Origin of the sequence: Pengzhenrongella frigida (genome assembly GCF_004168625.1) — a bacterium.
GTDB classification, from domain to species: Bacteria; Actinomycetota; Actinomycetes; order Actinomycetales; family Cellulomonadaceae; genus Pengzhenrongella; species Pengzhenrongella frigida.
On record NZ_SDWW01000011.1, the window covers coordinates 1 to 22,140 of the forward strand.

Here is a 22,140-nt window from a genome sequence, read left to right on the forward strand (position 1 = left end):
GTCGTCGGCGCGGTCGACCTGGATGCCGAGGGGTACATCCAGGTCCAGGGCCGCACCACGCTGACCAACCTGCCGGGGGTGTTCGCCTGCGGCGACGCCGTGGACCACACCTACCGCCAGGCCATCACCGCCGCCGGCTCCGGCTGCGCCGCGGCCCTGGACGCCCAACGGTTCCTCTCCGAGTAACCACACCCACCCGCTTCAGCCCCACCTGCTTCAGCCCCACTCCGCACCACCACCTCCGACCGATACACGAAGGACACCTGCGATGAGCACCCCCGTACACGCCACAGACGCCACCTACCGCGCTGAGGTCCTCGAGTCCGACATCCCCGTCATCGTCGACTTCTGGGCGCCCTGGTGCGGCCCGTGCCGCCAGGTCGCCCCGATCCTGGACGAGCTCGCGGTCCAGTACGACGGGAAGATCAAGATCGTCAAGCTCAACACCGACGAGAACCCCCAGGTGACGTCCGACTACGGCATCGTGTCGATCCCGACGATGCACTTCGTCAAGGGCGGCGAGATCATCTCCACGATCATCGGCGCCCGGCCGAAGCCGGTCCTGGTCGCCGAGATCGAGAAGGCGCTCGCGCTCGTCTGATCGCTGGAGCCATCCGTCAGAGGAAGGCCGTCCGCCCCGGACCACCGGGGCTGGCGGCCTTCTTCTCGTTCTGGACGAGGTGCGCAGGTAGCGGCGGGCGGCGTGGGAGACTCGGGACATGAATCCCGAGACCTCAGGGGCGGGTGCGTTGCCCCCCGTCGGAGCCGCCGCCCCCGAGGTCCCGACGCACGGACCCGGGGCCGACGCCGTGCACGGCACTCGACTCGATCCGTGGCTGCACGCCTACGCCGATCGCGCGCACAGCATGAAGGCCTCGGAGATCCGAGCGCTGTTCGCGGTCGCGAACCGCCCCGAGGTCGTCTCGCTCGCCGGCGGCATGCCGTACCTCGAGGGCCTCCCCCTCGACGCGCTCGGGGAGATGTCCCACCGGGTGCTCGCCAACCGCGGCACGACGGCACTCCAGTACGGCTCGGCGCAGGGCGATGAGACGCTTCGGGAACAGATCCTCGAGGTCATGGCCCTCGAGGGGATCGAGGCGCACTCCGACGACGTCGTGGTCACAACCGGTTCGCAACAAGCCCTGGACCTGGTGACGCGGATCTTCATCAACCCCGGCGACGTCGTCGTGGCCGAGGCGCCCAGCTATGTCGGGGCTCTCGGGGTCTTCCGCGCCCACCAGGCCGACGTCGTGCACGTGCCGCTCGATGCGGCGGGGCTGATCCCGGCCGCGCTGGAGGAGACCCTCGCCTCCCTCGCCCGGGCGGGCCGCTCGGTCAAGCTGCTGTACACCGTGCCCAACTTCCACAACCCGGCGGGAGTCACTCTGTCCGCCGAGCGGCGGCCGCAGATCCTCGAGATCGCGCGCCGGTACGGGGTCCTGGTGCTCGAGGACAACCCGTACGGCCTGCTCGGGTTCGAGGGCGACCCCATCCCCGCGATGCGCTCGCTCGACACGGACGGCGTGGTCTACCTCGGCTCGTTCTCCAAGACGTTCGCCCCCGGGTACCGCATCGGCTGGGCCGTGGCACCGCACGCGGTCCGCGAGAAGCTCGTCCTGGCGAGCGAGTCCGCGATCCTGTGCCCGTCGAACGCGTCGCAGCTGGCGATCTCGGCGTACCTGGAGACCTGCGACTGGCGTGGTCAGATCAAGGCGTTCTGCGAGCTGTACCGCGAACGTCGCGACGCGATGGTGGGGGCGCTGGCCGAACACCTGCCCGACGCCTCCTGGACCGTGCCCGACGGCGGCTTCTACACCTGGGTCAAGCTCCCGGCGGGTCTGGACTCCAAGGCGATGCTGCCGCGTGCCGTGACGGCCCGGGTCGCGTACGTCCCCGGCACTGCGTTCTACGCGAACGGCGAAGGCAGCGACCACATGCGCCTGTCTTTCTGCTTCCCCTCCCCCGAGCGCATCCGCGAAGGCGTCCGACGTCTCGCGGGCGTCGTGGCCGGCGAGAGCGAACTCGTCTCCCTGTTCGGGGTCTCCGGGGCGCGCACGCACGACGACGTCCAGCAGCCCGGCCCGAACGTCTCCTGACGTCGCCCCGGCATCATCCCCACCAGTGAGGACCCCCCCGTGACCGCCGCTAGCCCCTTGCCGCGCGCCGCGCGCACCGCACTGCGCGACCCGAGCGCGTCCCCGCGCGTCGTGGTCCTCGCGGGAGGCATGTCGCACGAACGCGACGTGTCGCTGCGCTCGGGACGCCGGGTCGCGGAGGCGCTGCGGTCCGCCGGGCTCGAGGTGAGCCTGCACGACGTCGACGCCGACCTGCTGCCCGCCCTCGCCCAGGGCCGGCCCGACCTCGTGTGGCCGCTGCTGCACGGCGCCACCGGTGAGGACGGTTCGGTCCGGGACATCCTTGAGCTCGTCGGTGTCCGCTACGTGGGTACCGGTCCGCGCGAGAGCAGGGTGGCCTGGAGCAAGCCGATCGGCAAGACCGTCGCGGCCCGGGCAGGACTGGCCACGCCCGACTTCGTCACGCTCCCGCAGAGCCTGTTCCGCGAGCTCGGCGCGGGCCGGGTCCTGGAGTCCCTGCTGGCCCGGTTCGGCCTCCCGCTCGTGGTCAAGCCGTCCCGCGGCGGCTCGGCCCTGGGCGTCACCCTGGTACGCGACGCCGCAGACCTGCCGCGCGCGATGGTCGATGCGTTCGCCTACGGGGACACCGCCCTGGTCGAGCAGGCGGTCGAAGGCCGCGAGCTGGCCGTGAGCGTCATCGAGGACGCCGACGGCCTGCACGCCCTGCCCGCCGTCGAGATCGTCACCGACGGTCCCTACGACTACGACGCGCGGTACAACCCGGGACGGACCGAGTACTTCACTCCCGCCCGCCTGTCCCGGACCGAGGCCGACGCCGTCTCGGCCGCTGCACTCGCCGCGCACCGCGCGCTGGGCCTACGGCACCTCTCGCGCACCGACCTCATCCTGGATAACGCCGGGGTCCCGCAGTTCCTCGAGGTCAACGTGGCGCCAGGGATGACGGAGACCTCGCTGTTCCCCCAGGCTGCCGTCGCGGGCGGACGCGACCTGCCTGAGCTCTACCGGTCGATCGTCATGGCCGCGCTCGCCTGACGGCCCCGCCGCTGGACCGTCTCACCGCCGACCGCCCCGCCCCGCGCGGCATGGCGTGGCATCGCACCACACGGACCCCGCTCCGCGCGAGGTCGGGCTGCTCCGGGGGTGAACCGCGCGGGCTGCCTACTCCTTGAGGAGACCGGGGTCTGTCGGGGAAAGGGTCTCGAGGATCCGATTGAGGTCTTGCACCGAGGCGAACTCGACCGTGAGCCGTCCCTTGCTCTTGCCGAGGTTGATCTTGACGCGCGTCTCGAACCGGTCGGACAACCGCGCCGCCAGGCTGTCCAGGGCGTAGTTCCGGTCGCCGGCGCGCGGGCGCCGAACGGCGACCGGTCGCTCCTCGTCCCCACCGAGCGAGACGATCTCCTCGGTCGCGCGCACCGAGAGGCCCTCGGCCACGATCCGCTGCGCGAGGCGCTCGATCGCCGCACCGTCGGACAGCCCGAGCAGCGCGCGCGCATGCCCGGCGGACAGCACCCCGGCCGCGAGACGGCGCTGCACCAGGGGCGGGAGCCGCAAGAGCCGCAGCGTGTTGGAGATCTGCGGGCGTGACCGGGAGATCCGGGCGGCGAGCTCGTCGTGCGTGCAGCCGAAGTCGTCGAGCAGCTGCCGGTAGGCGGCGGCTTCCTCGAGCGGGTTGAGCTGCGCGCGGTGGAGGTTCTCGAGCAGCGCGTCCCTGAGCAGGTCGGCGTCGTCGGTCTCGCGGATGATCGCCGGGACCGTTGCCAGCCCGGCCTGCTGGGTCGCCCGCCAGCGCCGCTCCCCCATGATCAGCTCGTACGTCGTGCCGTCGTCGCCGGCGACCGGACGCACCACGATCGGCTGGAGCACGCCGATCTCCCGGATCGACTCGACCAGCTCGAACATCGCGTCCTCGTCGAACGCGGTGCGCGGCTGGCGCGAGTTCGGTCGGATGGACTCGACCGGCAGCTCGGCGAACCGCGCGCCCGGGACGGGCAGGAGCTCGTGTGAGGCGTCCTGCGGCGCGGAGGCCTGCTCGGGGACGCTGAGCACGGCGATCGAACCCGGTTCGACCGAACCCGGTGCCGTCGCCTCCGTGGCTGCCTCCGTGCCCCGGCCGCCGGTCGCGGGGACGGCATCGTGCGGGAAGAAGACGTCCACCGGACGGTAGGAGTCGGTACCGGTGGGGATCAGGGCGCCCAGTCCCCGACCCAGCCCACGTCGCTTCTCGCTCATCTGTGCTCCTCCGTGCTTGTCATGCCATCGGGGTGGATCGGCGCGCCGGCGTGCCCGTCCACTGTCTGTGTCGAGTCCACTGTCCGAGTCGAGTCGACCGTCTGAGGCGAGCCCGCGACCTGCGTCGCGTGCAGGTCCGCGTCACGCTGTGTGATCTCGCGGGCAGCCTCGAGGTACGCCAGTGCGCCACTGGAACCGGGATCGTGCGTCATCACGGTCTGCCCGAAGCTGGGCGCCTCGGAGACCCGGACCGAACGGGGCACCGTCGTGCGCAGCGTCTTGTCCGGGAAGTGCGTCCGTACCTCGCTGACCACCTGTTGAGCAAGGTTCGTGCGCGCGTCGAACATCGTCAACAAGATGGTCGAGACGTAGAGATCGGGGTTCAGGTGCGACCTGATCAGCTCGATCGTCTTGAGTAGTTGGCTGAGTCCCTCGAGCGCGTAGTACTCGCACTGGATGGGGATCAGCACCTCCCGGGCCACCACGAACGCGTTCACGGTCAGGAGGCCGAGGCTGGGAGGGCAGTCGACGAAGACGTAGTCGATGCGTTCGAGTCCTTGCGCGACCCGATCGGCCAGGTACGTGTCGAGGGCCTGGCGGAGTCGTGTTTCACGTGAAACAAGAGAGACGAGCTCGATCTCGGCACCGGACAGGTCGATCGTGGCGGGCACGCACCACAGGCGGGGGATATCTGGGCACTGCACGACGGCGCCGGCGAGCGGAGCACCGTCGACCAGGACCTCGTAGATCGACGGCGTCCCGGAGCGGTGGTCGACCCCGAGTGCGGTCGACGCGTTTCCTTGCGGGTCGTTGTCGATGACCAGGACGTTGAGTCCAGACTGCGCGAGCGCTGCGGCCAGGTTCACGGCCGTGGTCGTCTTGCCGACCCCACCCTTCTGGTTCGCGACCGTCAAGATTCGGGTCGACGCCGGTCGCGGGAAGCGTCGCCCGCGGAGCTCGATGCGCCGTCGGGCATCCAGGGACAGCTGCGCGAGCAGCGGCGAGTCCGAATCGCTCACGGCGGGCAGGCTGCTCACGAGCGCAGCGCGCCGCTGATCGTCGGCCTCGTCCGTCATGTAGCTCCCTTGGCGCAATAGCCTTCTCGTCATTGCGGCGTCGAGGATCGGCTTGCGCGTCCCGCCCGGACCGCCCCTGACGAGCAACTCGTCGTTCTGTGTCACGCGAACCCCGGTACCTCTCCCACACCCGTCGACGGGACGTGCTGTGTCGTGATCACGCCTTCGACTTCGACGAACCACGCACAGTCTCTCGCACGACCCGGACAACGGTCGTACTCTCCACGCCGTCAATCGTGCGCGCTTCGAGAATTTCGGGAACACCTGCGCCCATCTTCTTCAGCGCACCACGAGCCTTGGCGACCTCGACGGCAGCCTGGCGGCCCTTCAGGGCGACCAGGACTCCCCCCTTGACCAGCAGCGGCATCGTCATCCGCCCGAGCCGATCCATCGGCGCGACCGCCCGGGCAGTGACCGCATCGACGAGAAGTTCGCCGTGCATCTCCTCCGCGCGGCCACGCCGGACGGAAGCGTTGGTGAGTCCGAGCTGCTCGATGACCTCAGTCAGCCACTCACACCGGCGCTCCATCGGGTCGAGGAGGATGACCTCCACGTCCGGCAGCATGGCCGCCAGGACGACGCCGGGCAGGCCCGCGCCCGAGCCGACGTCGATCAGCCGGCCGCTGGTGGGCAGAAATGCCGCGACTGCGGCGGAGTTCAGCAGGTGGCGCTCCCACAGCCGGCTGACCTCGTGCGGACCGATCAGGCCACGCAGGACTCCCTGCGAGGTGAGCAGTTCATGGAACCGCGCGAGGACCGGGTACGCGTCGCCAAGAAACTCGACGACTCGCGCATCGTCCACCAGCGGGTCGGGCAGCGGAGGCTCGACCGGTCCCCCAGCAGGCTGGGCGTCGGCAGATCGAGCAGCAGCCGACCGTGCATCGACGGGCTCGGCGTCGACGGGCTCAGCGGCATCAGGCACCGCGGCAACGGGCTGAGCGCCGGCCGGCTCGGCGCCAGCCGGGTCGTCCTGTGCCAGGGTCCCGGCCGACTCCTTGGCGTTGGGGTCAGAGATGTTCTCCACGTGGTGCTCCTTCATGCTGCACATCGCTAGTCAGGTCGATCGTTCATCAGTTCAGTTCGTGGGTGCCGACCGGTCACGCCGCACCGGTTTCACGTGAAACACCAAGGCACTGTTCCACGTGAAACACCGACGTCCACGCCAGTGAAGCGTCCCGGCGTCTCGCGGAGATCCCTCGTCCACAGTCCGGGGCGGCCAGCGTCGATGGGCGCGGGCGGCCCCGCCTGGCGCGATAGGCCTCCGGGACGACGGATCTGGCTGATTTCGGCTTCCCCTGGATCGATCCTCCGGGAAATCCGTTGCCGGCGGATTCCCGGATTCCCGGCCGATCACAGGAGGATCGATCGAAAATCCGGCCACTTTCGACCCTCTGAGGACGTTCGGCTCGCCGGGCGCCGGCGTTCCTACTCAGGTGCCCGCTTGTCATGCGACCGGTCCTGGTGAGCTCCAGACCGCACCGGCTGTCGTCAAACCACGACCAGGTCTCGATCCATCCCACGTCTTCCCTACCGACGACTCCCCCGACACCGCCGGCACGCCGGCCAACCGAATCGGCGAGCCGACGCACACCTACCGAGCTCCGGGTCGGTGGTCGGGTGTTTCACGTGAAACACCCGACCGTCGAAGCCCCGACCGTCGAAGCCCCGACCATCGAGACTGCGCCGCCGGGATCAGGCCGGGCGGACCACCACGTGGCGAGCGGGCTCGACACCGTCGGAGTCGCTCACCAGACCGGCAGCGGCGACGGCGTCGTGCACGACCTTGCGCTCGAACGGGTTCATCGGCTCGAGGGCCAAAGGCTCGCCGCTGGTACGAACGGTCTCGATCGCAACCTCGGCGACCTTGACCAGCTCGACGCGCCGTCCCGCCCGGTAGCCGGCGACGTCGAGCATCAGCCGGCTCCGGTCGCCGGTCTTGGCCTGGACCGCAAGCCTTGTCAGCTCCTGGAGTGCGTCGAGAACCTCGCCCTCCGGACCGGCCAACCGGCGCAGCGAACGCAGCGCGCCCTCTTCGCCCAGGATCTCCACGGCCGCACGGCCGTGGTCGACGTCGATCTCGATGTCGCCATCGAGGTCGGCGATGTCGAGCAGTTCCTCGAGGTAGTCGGCGGCGATCTCGCCCTCTTCCTCAAGACGCTTCGTCGACGTCACCTCGGCCGGAATCTCCCGGTCAGCGGATGTGGTCATCAGGGCTCCTCGTGAACACCAGTGGTGCCGGCAAACCGGCAGCGGTCACTTCTTCGGCTTCGTGGATGCCGACGGCGGGGCGTCGTCGCCCGGCTTGGTCGCTGCATCGGGTCGCGCGGCACGCTTCTTCGCCGTGCCCGCCGGGGTCGATCCCGTCTTGGGAGTCCCGGTCTTCGGGGCGCCCGTCCGCGGAGCGCCGGTCTTGGGCGCTCCGGCCCGCGGAGCTCCGGTCCGCGGAGCACCAGTACGCGGCGTGCCCGCCTTCGCTGTTCCGGTACGCGGCGAGGTGGCGGACTTCGCGGTCCGAGGAGCACCCGGCGCCCTCGTCCCGGCGGCGCGCGGTGCAGCAGCGGAGCCGGCATCTGTGTCGTCGTCGGCGACCGTGGCGTCGGAGGTCGAGTCGCTCGTCGTGTCGGCGCTGTCTGAGAGCGCCGGCTTGGGCCGGGCGCGCGCCTTGCGAACGGGCTGAACCCGCTGCCCCTTCGGGGTGCCCTCGATGACCGCGGTGCTGCCACCGGACTCACCCTCGGGTGGGCTCACGATCCCCTTGCGCGCCTGGCGCGCCTTCATCGCCTTTTCTGCCTGGGAGCCCGGCGCAGGCATCCGTCGGATCGTGTAGAACTGCTGGCCCATCGACCAGATGTTCGTGGTGGTCCAGTACAGGAGCACACCGATCGGGAAGTTGACACCCGAGAAGGCGAAGACGAGCGGCAGCACGTAGAGCAGCACCTTCTGCTGCTGGGCCATCGGGCCCTCGAGCGCCGCCGGCGGCATGTTCTTCATGGTCAGCTGGCGCTGGGTGAGGAACGTCGTGGCCGACATCGCCAGGATCAGCACGACCGTGACGACCCGCGTCGCCATCGGGTCGGCCGACGCGGCCGCCGTCATGAAGGTCGACGAGAGCGGCGCTCCGAAGATGGTCGACTGCTCGGCCTGCGCGGCGACGGTCGCATCGATCGGGCCGATCGCGTCCTGCGCCCCGCGAGCGATCTCGTCGAGGGAGTTGAGCACCCGGAAGAGGGCGAAGAAGATCGGAGACTGGGCGAGGATCGGCAGGCAGGAAGAGAACGGGTTCGTCCCGTGCTTCTTGTACAGCGCCATCGTCTCGCGGCTCATCGCCTCACGTGAGGCCGGGTCGCTCTTGCCCTTGTACTTCTTCTGGATCGCCTGCATCTCGGGCGCGAGCATCTGCATGCCGCGCGAGGCCCTGATCTGCTTGAAGAACAGCGGGATCAAGAGGATGCGCATCACGATCACGAGGACGACGATCGACATCCCCCACGCGAGCCCGGAGGCCGGGTTCAGCCCGATCCAGGTGAGGCCCTGGTGCGCGAGATACATGATCCACGCGACCACCCACTCGATCGGGTAGAGGATCTTGAAGAAGTCCATCGAAGCTGTCCCTCACGTCGGTCAAAAAATCCTGGCGCCCACTGCGGGCTCGAGCTCAGTGGTGGGCGGCGTGCGGTGATTCCTTGCCCGGCGGAACGTCATCGACGCCGCCAGGGTTCCACGGGTTGCATCGCAACAACCTCCACGCGGCCAGCCGGGCACCGCGTATGACGCCGTGCCGTTGCACCGAGAGCAGCGCGTACTGCGAGCACGACGGGTAGAACCTGCAGGTGGAGCCGTACAGCGGCGACACGACGAGCTGATACAACCGCAACAACGCCACCACGGCGCGAGACGGAAGGGCCACCAGCGTGCGTGCACCTCGGGATACCCTCGACGAGGGACCCAAATTCATGGGATGAATGACACTCATCAACGCGTCCGTTGCTTGTCGAGACGCCGTCGCGCCCCGGCGAGAGCAGAGTCGAAGTCGCGAGCCAGGTCGTCCGAGTCGAGCTCCGAGGAACGCGGCAACGCACGAACGACCAGCCGCCCACCGTCGGGAAGCTGGTCGATCCGATGACTCACCACTGCGCGCAACCTTCGCTTGACGCGATTCCGCACGACCGCGTTCCCGACGGCCTTCGACACGACAAATCCGACGACCACTGGTCCGTGGTTCGTCGGATCGCCGGCGAGATGAACGACGAGGGAGTCCCTCCCGCTGCGTGCGCCACGGCGCACCGCCCGCTCGAAATCAGCGGAGCGGCGCATCCGGTACGCGGCGGGAAGCACCCGCGCTGGGTCAGGCAGAGAGCTCGGCGCGGCCCTTGCGGCGGCGACCCGCGAGGATCGCGCGTCCCGCACGGGTACGCATCCGCAGCCGAAAACCGTGGGTCTTCGCTCGGCGTCGCACGTTCGGCTGGAAGGTCCGCTTGGTCACGATGTTCTCCAACTAATTCGGGGAAGCGCACCGCTCGAAACGAACGGTGCAGGTCTGCTGCCGACCGAGACGACTCGGTGCACACATCCGGGCACCTGCGCGACGTGGGGGCACGACGCAGGAGCCGTCAACAGCGGCCTCGCCACGTTACGCCGATCGGCGCCGGTCGGTCAAACCCGCCCGAACGCAGCCGTGTCGGGGTCATTCTTGCACTCGATCGATGTTCGACCCCGGCCCTGCGCCCGGGGCACGTCGGCAGTAAGCCACAACCTGTGGAAAAGTATGTGGACCAGTTCGAACCGTGGGAGACTGCGGGCCGAGCGCGATCAACTTCAGCGAGGAAAACCACCGTGTCAGGACCAGACGAGAGCGTCACCCAGGTCTGGGACCGGACGGTCGCTGAGATCGAGCAGAGCCCCGATGTCACTCCTCGGCAGTTCGCCTTCGTGAAGCTCGCCCGGCCGCTCGGGCTCCTCAACGACACCCTCCTGCTCGCCGTCGGCAACGACCTGACCAAGGACTACCTCGAATCGCGCGTGCGCACCGAGGTGACCGAGGCCCTGTCCCACGCGCTCGGTCGCGAGGCGCGGTTCGCCATCACCGTCGATTCCGATCTCGACACCTCCGAGTCCACGCCCTTGCGCACCGCGGCCTCCCCGATCGCTCTCGCGGGCGAGACGACCCACGCGGACGACGACGACGAGGACGACTACGACGACGAGCCGATCCAACCCGCCTACCTGCGGCAGCGGTCGAACCACGGCAAGAAGGCGCCCGTCGAGCCCGTGCGCCTCAACCCCAAGTACCTGTTCGAGACGTTCGTCATCGGTGCGTCCAACCGGTTCGCGCACGCCGCTGCGGTCGCCGTGGCCGAGGCACCGGCCAAGGCCTACAACCCGCTGTTCATCTACGGGGACTCCGGACTGGGCAAGACCCACCTGCTGCACGCGATCGGTCACTACGCCCACAACCTGTACCCGAGCGTGCGGGTGCGGTACGTGAACTCCGAGGAGTTCACCAACGACTTCATCAACTCGATCCGCGACGACAAGGCCGGGGCGTTCCAGCGGCGCTACCGCGACGTCGACGTGCTGCTGGTCGACGATATTCAGTTCCTGCAGGGCAAGGAACAGACGATGGAGGAGTTCTTCCACACGTTCAACACCCTGCACAACGCGAACAAGCAGGTCGTGATCACCTCCGACCTCCCCCCGAAGCAGCTCAACGGCTTCGAGGACCGGATGCGGTCCCGGTTCGAGTGGGGCCTGATCACCGATGTCCAGCCTCCCGACCTCGAGACCCGGATCGCGATCCTGCGCAAGAAGGCCGGCAGCGAACGTCTCCAGGCACCGGACGACGTGCTCGAGTACATCGCCACCAAGATCTCCGCGAACATCCGCGAGCTCGAGGGCGCGCTGATCCGAGTCACGGCGTTCGCCAACCTCAACCGCCAGCAGGTCGACAAGTCGCTGGCCGAGATCGTCCTCAAGGACCTCATCAGCGACGAGAACGCCGAGCAGATCACCTCCTCGACCGTGATCGGTCAGACCGCGTCGTACTTCGGTCTGGCGATCGAGGACCTCTGCGGGCCGTCTCGATCCCGCGTGCTCGTCACCGCCCGGCAGATCGCCATGTACCTGTGCCGGGAGCTCACCGACATGTCCTTGCCGAAGATCGGCCAGGCCTTCGGCAACCGCGACCACACCACCGTCATGCATGCCAACCGCAAGATCCGCGAGCAGATGGCCGAACGTCGATCGACCTACAACCAGGTCACCGAGCTCACCAGTCGGATCAAGCAGCAGCGTCGCGGCTGACGCGCTCGACCCACCACCACCCACCCGGCGTGATCGGGTCTGTCGGCGCGCCCAGAAGCCTCTGAAGTGCGACTTTGCACACCTGTGTATATCTCTGTGGACGGCGGTGGACGACGCCCCAGAACCGTGTGGACGAACGACAAGAATCCGTGGACGCCCCCCATGGCCCCGATGTTCATCCACCGGTGCCGACCTCGAACCACGTACCGGTCCCCCGCCACGTCCACATCCCCGCGGAGCCCGTGACCTGCAAACTTGTGGTTCGTCCACACAGTGCACAGAGGCGATGACAACGACGAACTTGTTCTTCAGCAGGAATCCACAACGCCTTCATCACCCCGAACGACACGGATCACCAACTCACCTCGATGCCGCGAACTTCAAGTACCCGGGGGACTGAACACTCGCGTACTGTTCACACGAAACTCACGACGCATGACGTCGCGACGAGCGTGACTAAAGGGGCGTGTGATGAAGTTCCGGGTCGAACGTGATGTCCTGGCGGATGCCGTCACTTGGACTGCACGGTCCCTGCCGACCAGACCGCCCGTACCGGTTCTTGCCGGTGTGCGGATCGAGGCCGACGCCAGCGGCGTCCTGCACCTGTCGAGCTTCGACTACGAGGTCTCGGCCCGCTCCGAGATCGCGGCGGAGGTCTCGGAGCCTGGGGTCGTGCTCGTCTCGGGCCGCCTGCTCGCCGAGATCTCTCGCGCTCTGCCGGCCAAGCCGGTCGACGTCGTCCTCGAGGGCACGAAGGTGACGGTGACCTGCGGTGCGAGCCGTTTTACCCTCCTGACGATGCCCGTCGAGGACTACCCGGCCCTGCCCGTGATGCCCGAGATCACCGGCTCGATCGACGGCGACCAGCTCACGCAGGCCGTCGCCCAGGTCACCGTCGCAGCCAGTCGGGATGACACGTTGCCCCTGCTCACGGCGGTGCGGATGGAGATCGAGGGCGAGAAGATCACGCTGCTCGCCACGGACCGCTACCGCCTGGCGCTGCGCGAGCTCACCTGGAAGCCGGCCTCGCCGGACGTCTCCACGGTGGCCCTCGTCCGGGCCAAGACCCTCTCGGACGCCGCGAAGTCGCTCGGTGGCTCGGCCCAGGTGAACGTCGCCCTCGCGACCGGCGTCGGCGTCGACCTCATCGGCTTCGAGGCCGGTGGCCGACACACGACGTCGTTGCTGGTCGACGGCGACTACCCGGCCGTGCGCCGGCTGTTCCCCGACGAGACCCCGATCCACGCCGTCGTCGAGACCCAGGCGCTGTCCGACGCCGCCAAGCGCGTGGCCCTGGTCGCCGAACGCAACACCCCGATCCGCCTGTCGTTCTCCGCCGGCCAGGTCGTGCTCGACGCCGGTCAGGGCGACGACGCACAGGCCTCCGAGGCGCTCGAGGCCGCCCTGGTCGGGGATGACATCTCGGTCGCCTTCAATCCGCAGTTCCTGCTCGACGGCCTCGGGGCGCTCAACACCGCGTTCGTGCGCCTGTCGTTCACGCACCCGAACAAGCCGGTCGAGTTCACCGGCCAGCGGGCGCTCGAGGGTGACGACAACCAGGAGTACCGCTACCTGCTCGTCCCGATCCGTTTCGCCAGCTGACGAGGGATCGGGTCATGCGGATCGGTCTGGTCGGGCTGGGCAAGATGGGCGCGAACATGCGCACCCGCCTGCGTGCCGCGAACATCGAGGTCGTCGGGTACGACCGCAACCCGGACCTCTCGGACGTGCCCTCGCTCGCCGGACTGGTCGAGGAGCTCCCCGCGGGTGAACGTCTCGTCTGGGTGATGGTTCCGGCCGGCGTGCCCACCCACGCGGTGGTTGAGGAGCTGGCGGAGCTGCTGGCGCCCGGTGACCTGGTCATCGACGGTGGCAACTCGCACTTCGCGGACGACGGCGCTCACGCCGCCACCCTGGCGGCACGTGGCATCGGTTATCTCGACGTCGGCGTCTCCGGTGGGGTGTGGGGCCTGGCCAACGGTTACGGGTTGATGGTCGGTGGGGACGAGGCGCAGGTGGCGGCCGCCATGCCGGTCTTCGACGCGCTGCGACCACCCGGCCCGCGGGACGAGGGATTCGTGCACGCAGGCTCGGTCGGGGCCGGTCACTACGCGAAGATGGTCCATAACGGCATCGAGTACGGCCTGATGCAGGCGTATGCCGAGGGGTACGAACTCCTCGGCGCCAGCGACCTCATCACCGATGTGCCGGGCACGCTCAAGGCCTGGACCCGCGGCACGGTGGTGCGGTCCTGGCTGCTGGACCTGCTGGTCAAGGCGCTCGAGGACGACCCCACGCTCGGGGACATCAGCGACTGGGTCGAGGATTCCGGGGAGGGTCGCTGGACGGTGGACGCCGCGATCGACGCCGCGGTGCCGGTGCCGGTCATCTCCGCGGCGCTCTTCGCGCGGTTCGCCTCGCGACAGGACGACTCGCCGGCCATGAAGGTGGTCGCGGCGCTGCGCCAGCAGTTCGGCGGGCACGCCGTGAAGTCGTCCGGGCAGCCCACCTGAACCGACCGCCACCGACCACGACCGAGCAGAGGGGACGAGCACGTGTACGTCTCCCATCTGTCGCTCGCCGACTTCCGGTCCTATGAGACGGTCGACCTCGAGCTCGATCGGGGGGTGACCTCGCTGGTCGGGCCGAACGGTCAGGGCAAGACCAACCTGGTCGAGGCGCTGCTGTACGTCGCCACCCTGGGCAGTCATCGCGTGCCGTCCGACGCCGCGCTGATCCGCTCCGGTGCGGACAGGGCCGTGGTCCGGGCTCGGGTCGTGCGCGACGATCGGTCCCGCCTCGTCGAGATCGAGATCACCAACGGCAAGGCCAACCGCGCCCGGATCAACCGCTCCCCCGTCCCGCGGGTCCGGGACGTGCTCGGGATCCTGCGCACGGTGATGTTCGCTCCCGAGGACCTCGCCCTGGTCAAGGGTGATCCCGACGGCCGACGGCGGTTCCTGGACGAGCTCGCGGTGCTCGTCACCCCCCGGATGGCCGGGGTCCAGGGGGACTACGACCGCATCCTGCGTCAACGCAGCGCCCTGCTGAAGTCGGCCGGCGCGGCCATGCGCGGGTCGCGCGGCGCCGGAGACCTGCGCACCCTCGACGTCTGGGATGCCAAGCTCGCGGAGACCGGCGCCCAGATCATCGCGGCTCGGCAGGCCCTCATCGGCGCCCTGCATCCGCACGTCGCCGGGGCATATGAGCAGGTCAGCGGGGGGCAGGGCGCCGCGCGGATCACCTACAAGTCCTCCCTGGACGCCGCCGCGCCGGTCGATGAGAACCCGCCGCTCGCCGGGGCGCCGGCGTCGTACTCGGAGGGCGCCGGGGACGCGACCGGTGGTCTCGATCAGCTGGCGACGGGTCGATCCGTCATGCCGGGGGTGCACCTGCTCGAGGCGCGGTTGATGGATGCCATGGGTCGGCTGCGCACCAAGGAGATCGAGCGCGGGGTCTGTCTGGTCGGCCCGCACCGGGACGACCTCGTGCTGGAGCTCGGGGACCTCCCGGCGAAGGGGTACGCGAGCCACGGGGAGTCGTGGTCGCTCGCGCTCGCGCTCCGGCTGGCGTCGTACCGGTTGCTGACCGAGGCCGACGGCCCGGAATGGGTGACCGACTGGGGTATCGACGGCGAGCCGGTGCTCGTGCTCGACGACGTGTTCGCCGAGCTGGACAGCCGCCGGCGCGACCGGCTGGCCGACCTCGTGTCGAAGGCCGGTCAGGTGATCGTCACCGCCGCGGTGCCGAGCGACGTCCCCGAACAGCTCGAGGGGGCTCGGATCGATGTGATGGGTGGGCAGGTGACCCGTGTCCTCTGACCTTCCGACCGACGGCTCGGACCGAGCAGATCCCGGCGAGGGTGCGCCGGTCGGTGACCGGGTCGAGCTCACTCCCCCGGGTGAGGTGGCGCGCGCGGCCCTCAACCGGGCCAAGGCCGCCGCGGCCGCCCGAGGTATCCGCCCTGGTCAGCAGCCTCGGCAGCGCAGCCCGATCGAACCGATTCGCGGCGCCCCGGGCAAGGACGGGCGCGATCCGCGGCTGGTCGCGGACACCCTCGCGGCGCTGCTGCGGGACCGCGGCTGGATCCAGGAGGTCTCCGTCGGTGGTGTGATCGGGCGGTGGCGCGACGTCGTCGGCGACCAGGTGGCTGATCACTGCACCCCGGAGACGTTCGAGGACCACGTCCTGACGGTCCGCACGGACTCCACGAGCTGGGCCACCAATCTCAAGATGCTCGCGCCCCAGCTGTTGCGCCGGCTCGCCGACGATGTCGGTGAGGACGTCGTGCGCGAGGTACGGGTCCTCGGGCCCGCCGGACCGGGGTTCAAACGCGGACCGCGTTCGGTTCCGGGACGCGGACCCCGAGACACCTTCGGCTGACCTGGGTAGAAGCGGGGTCCTGGCCGTCATCACAGGTAGACTGTGGAGGTCATTCCTGGTGCATCTGTGCCCGGAACTTCAGCGCCCGGGAGTGATCCGGCCCACCGGCTCGGTACATCCGCGTGTGCGAGAACTTGAGGAGTACCCCCGCCCGTGGTCGACCAGAGCCCCGCCAATGGTCCCAGCGCGACGACGGATGGCAGCTACAACGCCAGCGCCATCACTGTGCTCGAAGGCCTCGAGGCCGTTCGTAAGCGTCCCGGAATGTACATCGGATCGACCGGCGAGCGCGGCCTGCACCACCTGGTGTACGAGGTCGTCGACAACTCGGTCGACGAGGCCCTCGCCGGTTACTGCGACCACATCGAGGTGACCCTGCTCGCCGACGGCGGCGTGCGGGTCGTCGACAACGGCCGTGGGATCCCGGTCGGCATCGTCGCGAGCGAGGGGAAGTCGGCCGTCGAGGTCGTGCTCACCGTGCTGCACGCAGGCGGAAAGTTCGGCGGCTCCGGCTACGCGGTCTCCGGTGGCCTGCACGGCGTCGGCGTCTCGGTCGTCAACGCGCTCAGCGCCAAGCTCGAGGTCGAGGTGCGCCGGCAGGGTTCGGTCTGGCGCCAGGACTTCCGCGACGGCGTCCCGCAGGCGTCCCTCGCCCAGGGTGAGGATGCGGACGACACCGGGACGACAGTGACGTTCTGGGCCAGCGACGTGATCTTCGAGACCACCACGTACGACTTCGAGACCCTGCGCACCCGCTTCCAGCAGATGGCCTTCCTCAACAAGGGCCTGCAGATCTCCCTCACGGACGAGCGCCCCAACCACACCGGCACCGACGACGAGGTCGTGGGCGCCGTGGAGCCCGACGCGTCGGCCGATGCCGATCTCACGCCGTTCCGCACGGTGACCTACAAGTACGACGGCGGTCTGGTCGACTACGTCCGGCACCTGAACGCGGCGAAGAAGGCCGAGCTGATCCACCCCGAGATCATCGACTTCGAGTCCGAGGACGTCGAGCGCCGACTCTCGCTCGAGATCGCGCTGCAGTGGACCGGTGCCTACACGGAGTCCGTGCACACCTACGCGAACACGATCAGCACGACCGAGGGCGGGACCCACGAAGAGGGCTTCCGTGCCGCGATGACCACGCTGATCAACCGGTACGCGCGCGAGAAGAACCTGATCAAGGAGAAGGACGACAACCTCACCGGGGACGACATCCGGGAGGGGCTCACCGCGGTCATCTCGATCAAGCTCGGCGAGCCGCAGTTCGAGGGCCAGACGAAGACCAAGCTCGGCAACACCGAGGCGAAGACGTTCGTGCAGCGGGTCGTCAACGACCAGCTCGGCGACTGGCTGGGAAGCCACCCGAACGAGGCGCGCGACGTCATCCGCAAGTCGATCCAGGCCTCGCAGGCCCGGATGGCCGCCCGCAAGGCGCGCGAGGCGACCCGGCGCAAGGGGCTGCTCGAATCCGGTGGCATGCCCGGCAAGCTCCGGGACTGCCAGTCGAACAAGCCCGAGGAGTGCGAGGTCTTCATCGTCGAGGGTGACTCGGCCGGTGGCTCCGCGGTTCGTGGGCGTAACCCTCGCACGCAGGCGATCCTCCCGATCCGCGGGAAGATCCTCAACGTCGAGCGCGCCCGGCTCGACCGCGCGCTGGGCAACCAGGAGGTGCAGGCGCTGATCACGGCGTTCGGCACCGGGATCGGTGAGGACTTCGACCTGGCCAAGCTGCGGTACCACAAGATCGTGCTGATGGCCGATGCGGACGTCGACGGCCAGCACATCTGCACGCTGCTGCTCACGCTGCTCTTCCGCTACATGCGCCCGCTGATCGAGCACGGTCACGTGTTCCTCGCCCAGCCCCCGCTGTACCGGATCAAGTGGACGAACGCCGAGCACGACTACGTCTACTCGGACCGCGAGAAGGAGGCCTTCCTCGTCGCGGGTCAGGCGAGCGGCAAGCGGGTCCCCAAGGACGGTGGCATCCAGCGGTACAAGGGGCTCGGCGAGATGGACTACTCCGAGCTGTGGGCCACCACCATGGACCCCGAGCAGCGCACGCTCCTGCAGGTCACGATGGACGACGCCGCGGCGGCGGACGAGATCTTCGCGATCCTCATGGGCGAGGACGTCGAGTCCCGCCGGTCGTTCATCCAGCGCAACGCCAAGGATGTGCGGTTCCTCGACATCTGACCCCGCTGCAGAGCCTTGTCCCTGCAGACCAGCTTAGGAACCACCCCAGCGGTGGTCCGCCCCGACGCGCGAGTGCCGCCGAGGTGGGCGCCGCCCGAAAGACGAGGTAGACGGTGACCGATCAGACTCCCGGGTCCGAGCACGACGCGGCTGAGATCGAGGCAGATGCGGCCGAGGTAGCGGCGGCTCTCGCCATGCACGGCCGGATCGAGCAGGTGGACCTGCAGCTCGAGATGCAGCGGTCCTACCTCGACTACGCGATGAGCGTCATCGTCGGGCGCGCGCTGCCCGACGTCCGCGACGGGCTCAAGCCCGTGCACAAGCGCGTGCTCTACGCGATGTACGACGGCGGCTACCGCCCCGACCGCGGCTACAACAAGTGCTCGCGCGTCGTCGGCGACGTCATGGGCAAGTACCACCCCCACGGTGACTCGTCGATCTACGACGCCCTCGTGCGCCTCGTGCAGGACTGGTCGATGCGCTACCCGCTGGTGGCCGGCCAGGGCAACTTCGGCTCCCCCGGCAACGACCCGGCGGCCGCCCCGCGGTACACCGAGTGCCGGATGGCCCCGCTCGCCATGGAGATGGTGCGCGACATCGACGAGGGCACGGTCGACTTCCGTGACAACTACGACGGCAAGAACCAAGAGCCGATCGTCCTGCCGTCGCGGTTCCCCAACCTGCTCGCGAACGGCAGCGCCGGCATCGCCGTCGGCATGGCCACGAACATCCCGCCGCACAACCTCCGGGAGATCGCCGAGGGTGTGAAGTGGCACCTCGCCAACCCCGACGCGACCAAGGAAGAGCTGCTCAACGCGCTCATCGCCCGGATCAAGGGCCCCGACTTCCCCACCGGCGCGACGATCCTCGGCCACCAGGGCATCGAGGACGCGTACCGCACGGGCCGCGGCTCGATCACGATGCGCGCGGTCGTCAACGTCGAGGAGATCCAGAACCGGATCTGCCTCGTCATCACCGAGCTGCCGTACCAGGTCAACCCGGACAACCTCGCGCAGAAGATCGCCGAGCTCGTCAAGGACGGCCGCATGCAGGGCATCGCGGACATCCGCGACGAGACCTCCGGCCGCACCGGCCAGCGCCTCGTGATCGTGCTCAAGCGCGACGCCGTCGCCAAGGTCGTGCTGAACAACCTCTACAAGCACACCCAGCTGCAGGACAACTTCTCGGCGAACATGCTGGCGCTGGTCGACGACGTCCCGCGCACGCTCAGCCTCGACGCCTTCATCCGGCACTGGGTCACCCACCAACTCGACGTCATCGTGCGGCGCACGACCTTCCGGTTGCGCAAGGCGCAGGAGCAGGCGCACATCCTGCTCGGCTATCTCAAGGCCCTCGACCAGCTCGACGAGGTCATCGCCCTGATCCGGCGCTCCCCCAACGTCGACCAGGCCAAGGTCGGTCTGATGGCCCTGCTCGAGGTCGACGAGGACCAGGCCACGGCCATCCTCAACCTCCAGCTGCGTCGCCTCGCGGCGATGGAGCGGCAGAAGATCACCGACGACTACGACGAGCTGCAGCGCAAGATCACCGACTACGAGTCGATCCTCGCCTCGCCGCAGCGCCAGCGCGACATCGTCGGCTCCGAGCTGATGGAGATCGTCGACAAGCACGGCGACGACCGCCGCACCGCGATCCTGCCGTTCGGTGGCGAGGTCTCGATGGAGGACCTCATCGCCGAGGAGGAGATGGTCGTCACCATCACCCGCGGCGGGTACGCCAAGCGCACCCGGAGCGACAACTACCGTCAGCAGAAGCGCGGCGGCAAGGGGGTGCGCGGGGCCCACCTGCGCGAGGACGACATCGTCGACCACTTCTTCGTCACCACCACCCACCACTGGCTGCTCTTCTTCACCAACCTCGGGCGTGTCTACCGCGCCAAGGCGTACGAGCTCCCCGAGGCCGGCCGCGACGCCAAGGGCCAGCACGTGGCGAACCTGCTGGCGTTCCAGCCGGACGAGAAGATCGCCCAGGTGCTCGACCTGCGCGACTACGACCACGCCGACTACCTGGTGCTGGCCACCCGGCGCGGTCTGGTCAAGAAGACCCGCCTGGGCGAGTACGACTCGAACCGCACCGGCGGGGTCATCGCGATCAACCTGCGCGAGGACGCCGAGGGCCAGTCTGACGAGCTCGTCTCGGCGCGGCTCGTGGACGCGACCGACGACCTCATCCTGGTCTCACGCAAGGGGCAGTCGATCCGGTTCACGGCGAGCGACGAAGCGATGCGCCCGCTCGGACGGGCCACGTCCGGCGTCACCGGGATGAAGTTCCGGGCCAACGACGAGCTGCTCGCGATGGACGTCGTCCGGCCCGGTGCCGACCTGTTCGTCGTCACCGAGGGCGGTTTCGCCAAGCGGACGTCGGTGGACGAGTACCGGGTCCAGGGCCGCGGTGGGCTGGGGATCAAGGTCGCCAACCTCGTCGAGGCTCGCGGTGATCTGGTGGGTGCGCTGATCGCGGACGAGGACGACGAGGTGCTGGTGATCATGGAGCGCGGCAAGATCGTGCGTTCCGCGGTGAACGAGGTGACGTCGACCGGTCGGAACACGCAGGGCGTCACGTTCGCGAAGCCCGACAAGGGCGACCGCATCATCGGGATCGCGCGCAACAATGAGCGACAGCTGGGTGACGATGCCGCTACCGTGGACGGCGAACCCGAACCTGCCGACGCTGACCTCAGCGACATCACCGAGGTGACAGCGAGCGAATCGGCAGCTGTGACGAGCGAAGGAGAGGAATGACCAGCGATCGCACCGGTCCTCCCTCGATCCCGCCCCGCAAGTCGACGGGCCCCCGTCCGTCCACGGCGTCACGGGTGACGCCCACGCCGCACGGGCCCACGGCCGACCCGGAGCAGCGCGCCGCGCCCTCCGAGGCGGCCCCGGCGTCGGTGCCGCCGGCGTCGGTGGCGCCCCGACCGGTGCAGCCCGCCGTGACGAAGCCTGCCGTAACGAAGCCCGCGGCGGCCGCGGCCGTCGACGCGAAGCCGGCTGCAGCGACGTCGGCCGCTGCGCCCCCGGTCCCCGCGAAGCCTGCGCCGGCCTCACCACCCGCCGTGGCACCCGTGGCGGGTGCCACAGCGGCCGCAGCACCCGATCCGGCCGAGGGGGACGGCTCGGAGGTTGCGGGGCCCTCACCGGTCACCGCAGCCGTGACGAAGGCCTTCAAGCGTGCCTCGACCGCCGTCGCCGGTGCGACTGCCGCCGTGGGTGCGGAGTTCTCCCGTATGACCCAACCCTCCCCGGACACCGACGGATCGCCGTCGGCCTCATCGAAGGCGGATCCGATCATCGCTGCCACCGACACCCACGGCACGGAGGCCTCGCCCCGCGCCGCGTCCTCGCCGAGCACGGCCCCCCGGACGACTGCGAGCTCCGGGCTGCCGGCACCGGCTGCCGCTCGCGAGGGGGCTCCCCGCCGGGTGCGGCTCGCCGTCTCCCGGGTCGACCCGTGGTCGGTCATGAAGCTGTCGTTCCTGCTGTCGGTCGCGATCGGGATCATGATCGTCGTCGCCGCCGCCGTCGTGTGGTTCGTCCTGGACGGGCTCGCGGTCTTCACCCAGGCGAACGACATGGTCACTGAGATCATCGGGGACGAGTCGCCGATCGACATCCTCCAGTACGTCGCGTTCAGCCGGGTCGTGTCGGGGGCGACCGTGGTCGCCGTCGTCGACGTGGTGCTGCTCACCGCCCTGTCGACAATCGGGGCATTCCTGTACAACATCACTGCCGCGCTCGTCGGCGGCGTGAACCTCACCCTCACCGACGACTGACCCGCACCGGCCCGTGCCGCCCAGGTTTGGGTGGCACGGCCGGGCTGGGGTAGTCTCAACGGCG

Annotated in this window: 19 protein-coding genes and 1 pseudogene; 12 read left to right on the plus strand and 8 right to left on the minus strand. The window is 69.2% G+C overall.

Translation table 11 applies throughout. From position 1 onward, the window contains the following. The 4 genes and pseudogenes from EUA98_RS06095 to EUA98_RS06110 form a co-directional block, all read left to right on the plus strand. Positions 1–186: pseudogene (locus EUA98_RS06095) on the plus strand (thioredoxin-disulfide reductase); the annotation flags it as partial. Between the two features lie 82 nt (positions 187–268). Then, a complete protein-coding gene (trxA, locus tag EUA98_RS06100) occupies positions 269–601 on the plus strand; it encodes a thioredoxin (RefSeq protein WP_130101790.1) in 333 nt (110 codons plus the stop codon). 118 nt (positions 602–719) lie between these two features. Next, positions 720–2,096 carry an aminotransferase-like domain-containing protein gene (locus EUA98_RS06105; RefSeq protein WP_130101791.1) on the plus strand — a complete coding sequence of 459 codons (1,377 nt, stop codon included), beginning with the start codon at positions 720–722 and terminating at the stop codon, positions 2,094–2,096. A gap of 39 nt (positions 2,097–2,135) precedes the next feature. Continuing rightward, positions 2,136–3,128, plus strand: coding sequence for a D-alanine--D-alanine ligase family protein (locus EUA98_RS06110; protein WP_255424282.1), 993 nt, complete (start codon positions 2,136–2,138; stop codon positions 3,126–3,128). Between the two features lie 126 nt (positions 3,129–3,254). On the opposite strand, the gene EUA98_RS06115 is transcribed toward EUA98_RS06110, so the two are convergent. From EUA98_RS06115 to rpmH, 8 genes are all read right to left on the minus strand, one after another. Next, entirely contained in the window at positions 3,255–4,328 is a 1,074-nt protein-coding gene (locus EUA98_RS06115; protein ID WP_130101792.1) for a ParB/RepB/Spo0J family partition protein, read from the minus strand. After that, positions 4,325–5,404 (minus strand): ParA family protein, encoded by a 1,080-nt coding sequence (locus EUA98_RS06120; RefSeq protein WP_130101793.1) that lies wholly within the window; start codon positions 5,402–5,404, stop codon positions 4,325–4,327. The genes EUA98_RS06115 and EUA98_RS06120 overlap by 4 nt, the downstream gene beginning before the upstream one ends. Positions 5,405–5,561: 157 nt before the next feature. After that, the gene (gene rsmG / locus EUA98_RS06125) at positions 5,562–6,428 is read right to left on the minus strand and encodes a 16S rRNA (guanine(527)-N(7))-methyltransferase RsmG (RefSeq protein ID WP_242511309.1); all 867 of its coding nucleotides are present in this window, start codon (positions 6,426–6,428) and stop codon (positions 5,562–5,564) included. A gap of 668 nt (positions 6,429–7,096) precedes the next feature. Then, positions 7,097–7,612: a Jag family protein gene (locus EUA98_RS06130; protein WP_130101794.1), complete on the minus strand. Its 516-nt coding sequence runs from the start codon at positions 7,610–7,612 to the stop codon at positions 7,097–7,099. Between the two features lie 45 nt (positions 7,613–7,657). Next, positions 7,658–9,004, minus strand: a complete 1,347-nt coding sequence (gene yidC / locus EUA98_RS06135; protein WP_130101795.1) for a membrane protein insertase YidC — start codon at positions 9,002–9,004, stop codon at positions 7,658–7,660. A gap of 55 nt (positions 9,005–9,059) precedes the next feature. Next, entirely contained in the window at positions 9,060–9,377 is a 318-nt protein-coding gene (yidD, locus tag EUA98_RS06140; RefSeq protein WP_350339483.1) for a membrane protein insertion efficiency factor YidD, read from the minus strand. Next, positions 9,377–9,811 carry a ribonuclease P protein component gene (gene rnpA / locus EUA98_RS06145; protein WP_350339484.1) on the minus strand — a complete coding sequence of 145 codons (435 nt, stop codon included), beginning with the start codon at positions 9,809–9,811 and terminating at the stop codon, positions 9,377–9,379. The genes yidD and rnpA overlap by 1 nt, the downstream gene beginning before the upstream one ends. After that, positions 9,750–9,887, minus strand: a complete 138-nt coding sequence (rpmH, locus tag EUA98_RS06150; protein ID WP_130101797.1) for a 50S ribosomal protein L34 — start codon at positions 9,885–9,887, stop codon at positions 9,750–9,752. The genes rnpA and rpmH overlap by 62 nt, the downstream gene beginning before the upstream one ends. A gap of 350 nt (positions 9,888–10,237) precedes the next feature. Between rpmH and dnaA the strand changes: the two genes are divergently transcribed. The 8 genes from dnaA (at position 10,238) to EUA98_RS19685 (ending at position 22,076) form a co-directional block, all read left to right on the plus strand. Further along, the gene (gene dnaA, locus EUA98_RS06155) at positions 10,238–11,704 is read left to right on the plus strand and encodes a chromosomal replication initiator protein DnaA (RefSeq protein ID WP_130101798.1); all 1,467 of its coding nucleotides are present in this window, start codon (positions 10,238–10,240) and stop codon (positions 11,702–11,704) included. Positions 11,705–12,175: 471 nt separating this feature from the next. Beyond that, on the plus strand, positions 12,176–13,306 hold the full coding sequence (gene dnaN / locus EUA98_RS06160; protein ID WP_130101799.1) for a DNA polymerase III subunit beta: 1,131 nt from the start codon (positions 12,176–12,178) through the stop codon (positions 13,304–13,306). Positions 13,307–13,320: 14 nt separating this feature from the next. Next, complete coding sequence (gene gnd, locus EUA98_RS06165) at positions 13,321–14,217, plus strand: phosphogluconate dehydrogenase (NAD(+)-dependent, decarboxylating) (protein ID WP_130101800.1); 897 nt, start codon at positions 13,321–13,323, stop codon at positions 14,215–14,217. A 42-nt stretch (positions 14,218–14,259) separates the two neighbouring features. Continuing rightward, positions 14,260–15,525 (plus strand): DNA replication/repair protein RecF, encoded by a 1,266-nt coding sequence (gene recF, locus EUA98_RS06170; protein WP_130101801.1) that lies wholly within the window; start codon positions 14,260–14,262, stop codon positions 15,523–15,525. Further along, on the plus strand, positions 15,515–16,087 hold the full coding sequence (locus EUA98_RS06175; protein WP_130101802.1) for a DciA family protein: 573 nt from the start codon (positions 15,515–15,517) through the stop codon (positions 16,085–16,087). The genes recF and EUA98_RS06175 overlap by 11 nt, the downstream gene beginning before the upstream one ends. 153 nt (positions 16,088–16,240) lie before the next feature. After that, complete coding sequence (gyrB, locus tag EUA98_RS06180) at positions 16,241–18,283, plus strand: DNA topoisomerase (ATP-hydrolyzing) subunit B (RefSeq protein WP_130101803.1); 2,043 nt, start codon at positions 16,241–16,243, stop codon at positions 18,281–18,283. Positions 18,284–18,477: 194 nt separating this feature from the next. Further along, positions 18,478–21,045 carry a DNA gyrase subunit A gene (gyrA, locus tag EUA98_RS06185; protein WP_130101863.1) on the plus strand — a complete coding sequence of 856 codons (2,568 nt, stop codon included), beginning with the start codon at positions 18,478–18,480 and terminating at the stop codon, positions 21,043–21,045. Further along, on the plus strand, positions 21,042–22,076 hold the full coding sequence (locus EUA98_RS19685) for a DUF3566 domain-containing protein (RefSeq protein WP_165372737.1): 1,035 nt from the start codon (positions 21,042–21,044) through the stop codon (positions 22,074–22,076). The genes gyrA and EUA98_RS19685 overlap by 4 nt, the downstream gene beginning before the upstream one ends. The last annotated feature ends 64 nt before the right edge of the window (positions 22,077–22,140 follow it).

Excerpts from the sequence above, each read along its gene's own strand:
- gnd (WP_130101800.1), top strand. The coding sequence starts at position 13,321 with ATGCGGATCGGTCTGGTCGGGCTGGGCAAGATGGGCGCGAACATGCGC.
- dnaN (WP_130101799.1), top strand. The coding sequence starts at position 12,176 with ATGAAGTTCCGGGTCGAACGTGATGTCCTGGCGGATGCCGTCACTTGG.
- EUA98_RS06105 (WP_130101791.1), top strand. The coding sequence starts at position 720 with ATGAATCCCGAGACCTCAGGGGCGGGTGCGTTGCCCCCCGTCGGAGCC.
- EUA98_RS19685 (WP_165372737.1), top strand. The coding sequence starts at position 21,042 with ATGACCAGCGATCGCACCGGTCCTCCCTCGATCCCGCCCCGCAAGTCG.
- trxA (WP_130101790.1), top strand. The coding sequence starts at position 269 with ATGAGCACCCCCGTACACGCCACAGACGCCACCTACCGCGCTGAGGTC.
- EUA98_RS06130 (WP_130101794.1), bottom strand. The coding sequence starts at position 7,612 with ATGACCACATCCGCTGACCGGGAGATTCCGGCCGAGGTGACGTCGACG.
- yidC (WP_130101795.1), bottom strand. The coding sequence starts at position 9,004 with ATGGACTTCTTCAAGATCCTCTACCCGATCGAGTGGGTGGTCGCGTGG.
- gyrA (WP_130101863.1), top strand. The coding sequence starts at position 18,478 with ATGCACGGCCGGATCGAGCAGGTGGACCTGCAGCTCGAGATGCAGCGG.
- yidD (WP_350339483.1), bottom strand. The coding sequence starts at position 9,377 with ATGAGTGTCATTCATCCCATGAATTTGGGTCCCTCGTCGAGGGTATCC.
- EUA98_RS06120 (WP_130101793.1), bottom strand. The coding sequence starts at position 5,404 with ATGACGGACGAGGCCGACGATCAGCGGCGCGCTGCGCTCGTGAGCAGC.
- EUA98_RS06115 (WP_130101792.1), bottom strand. The coding sequence starts at position 4,328 with ATGAGCGAGAAGCGACGTGGGCTGGGTCGGGGACTGGGCGCCCTGATC.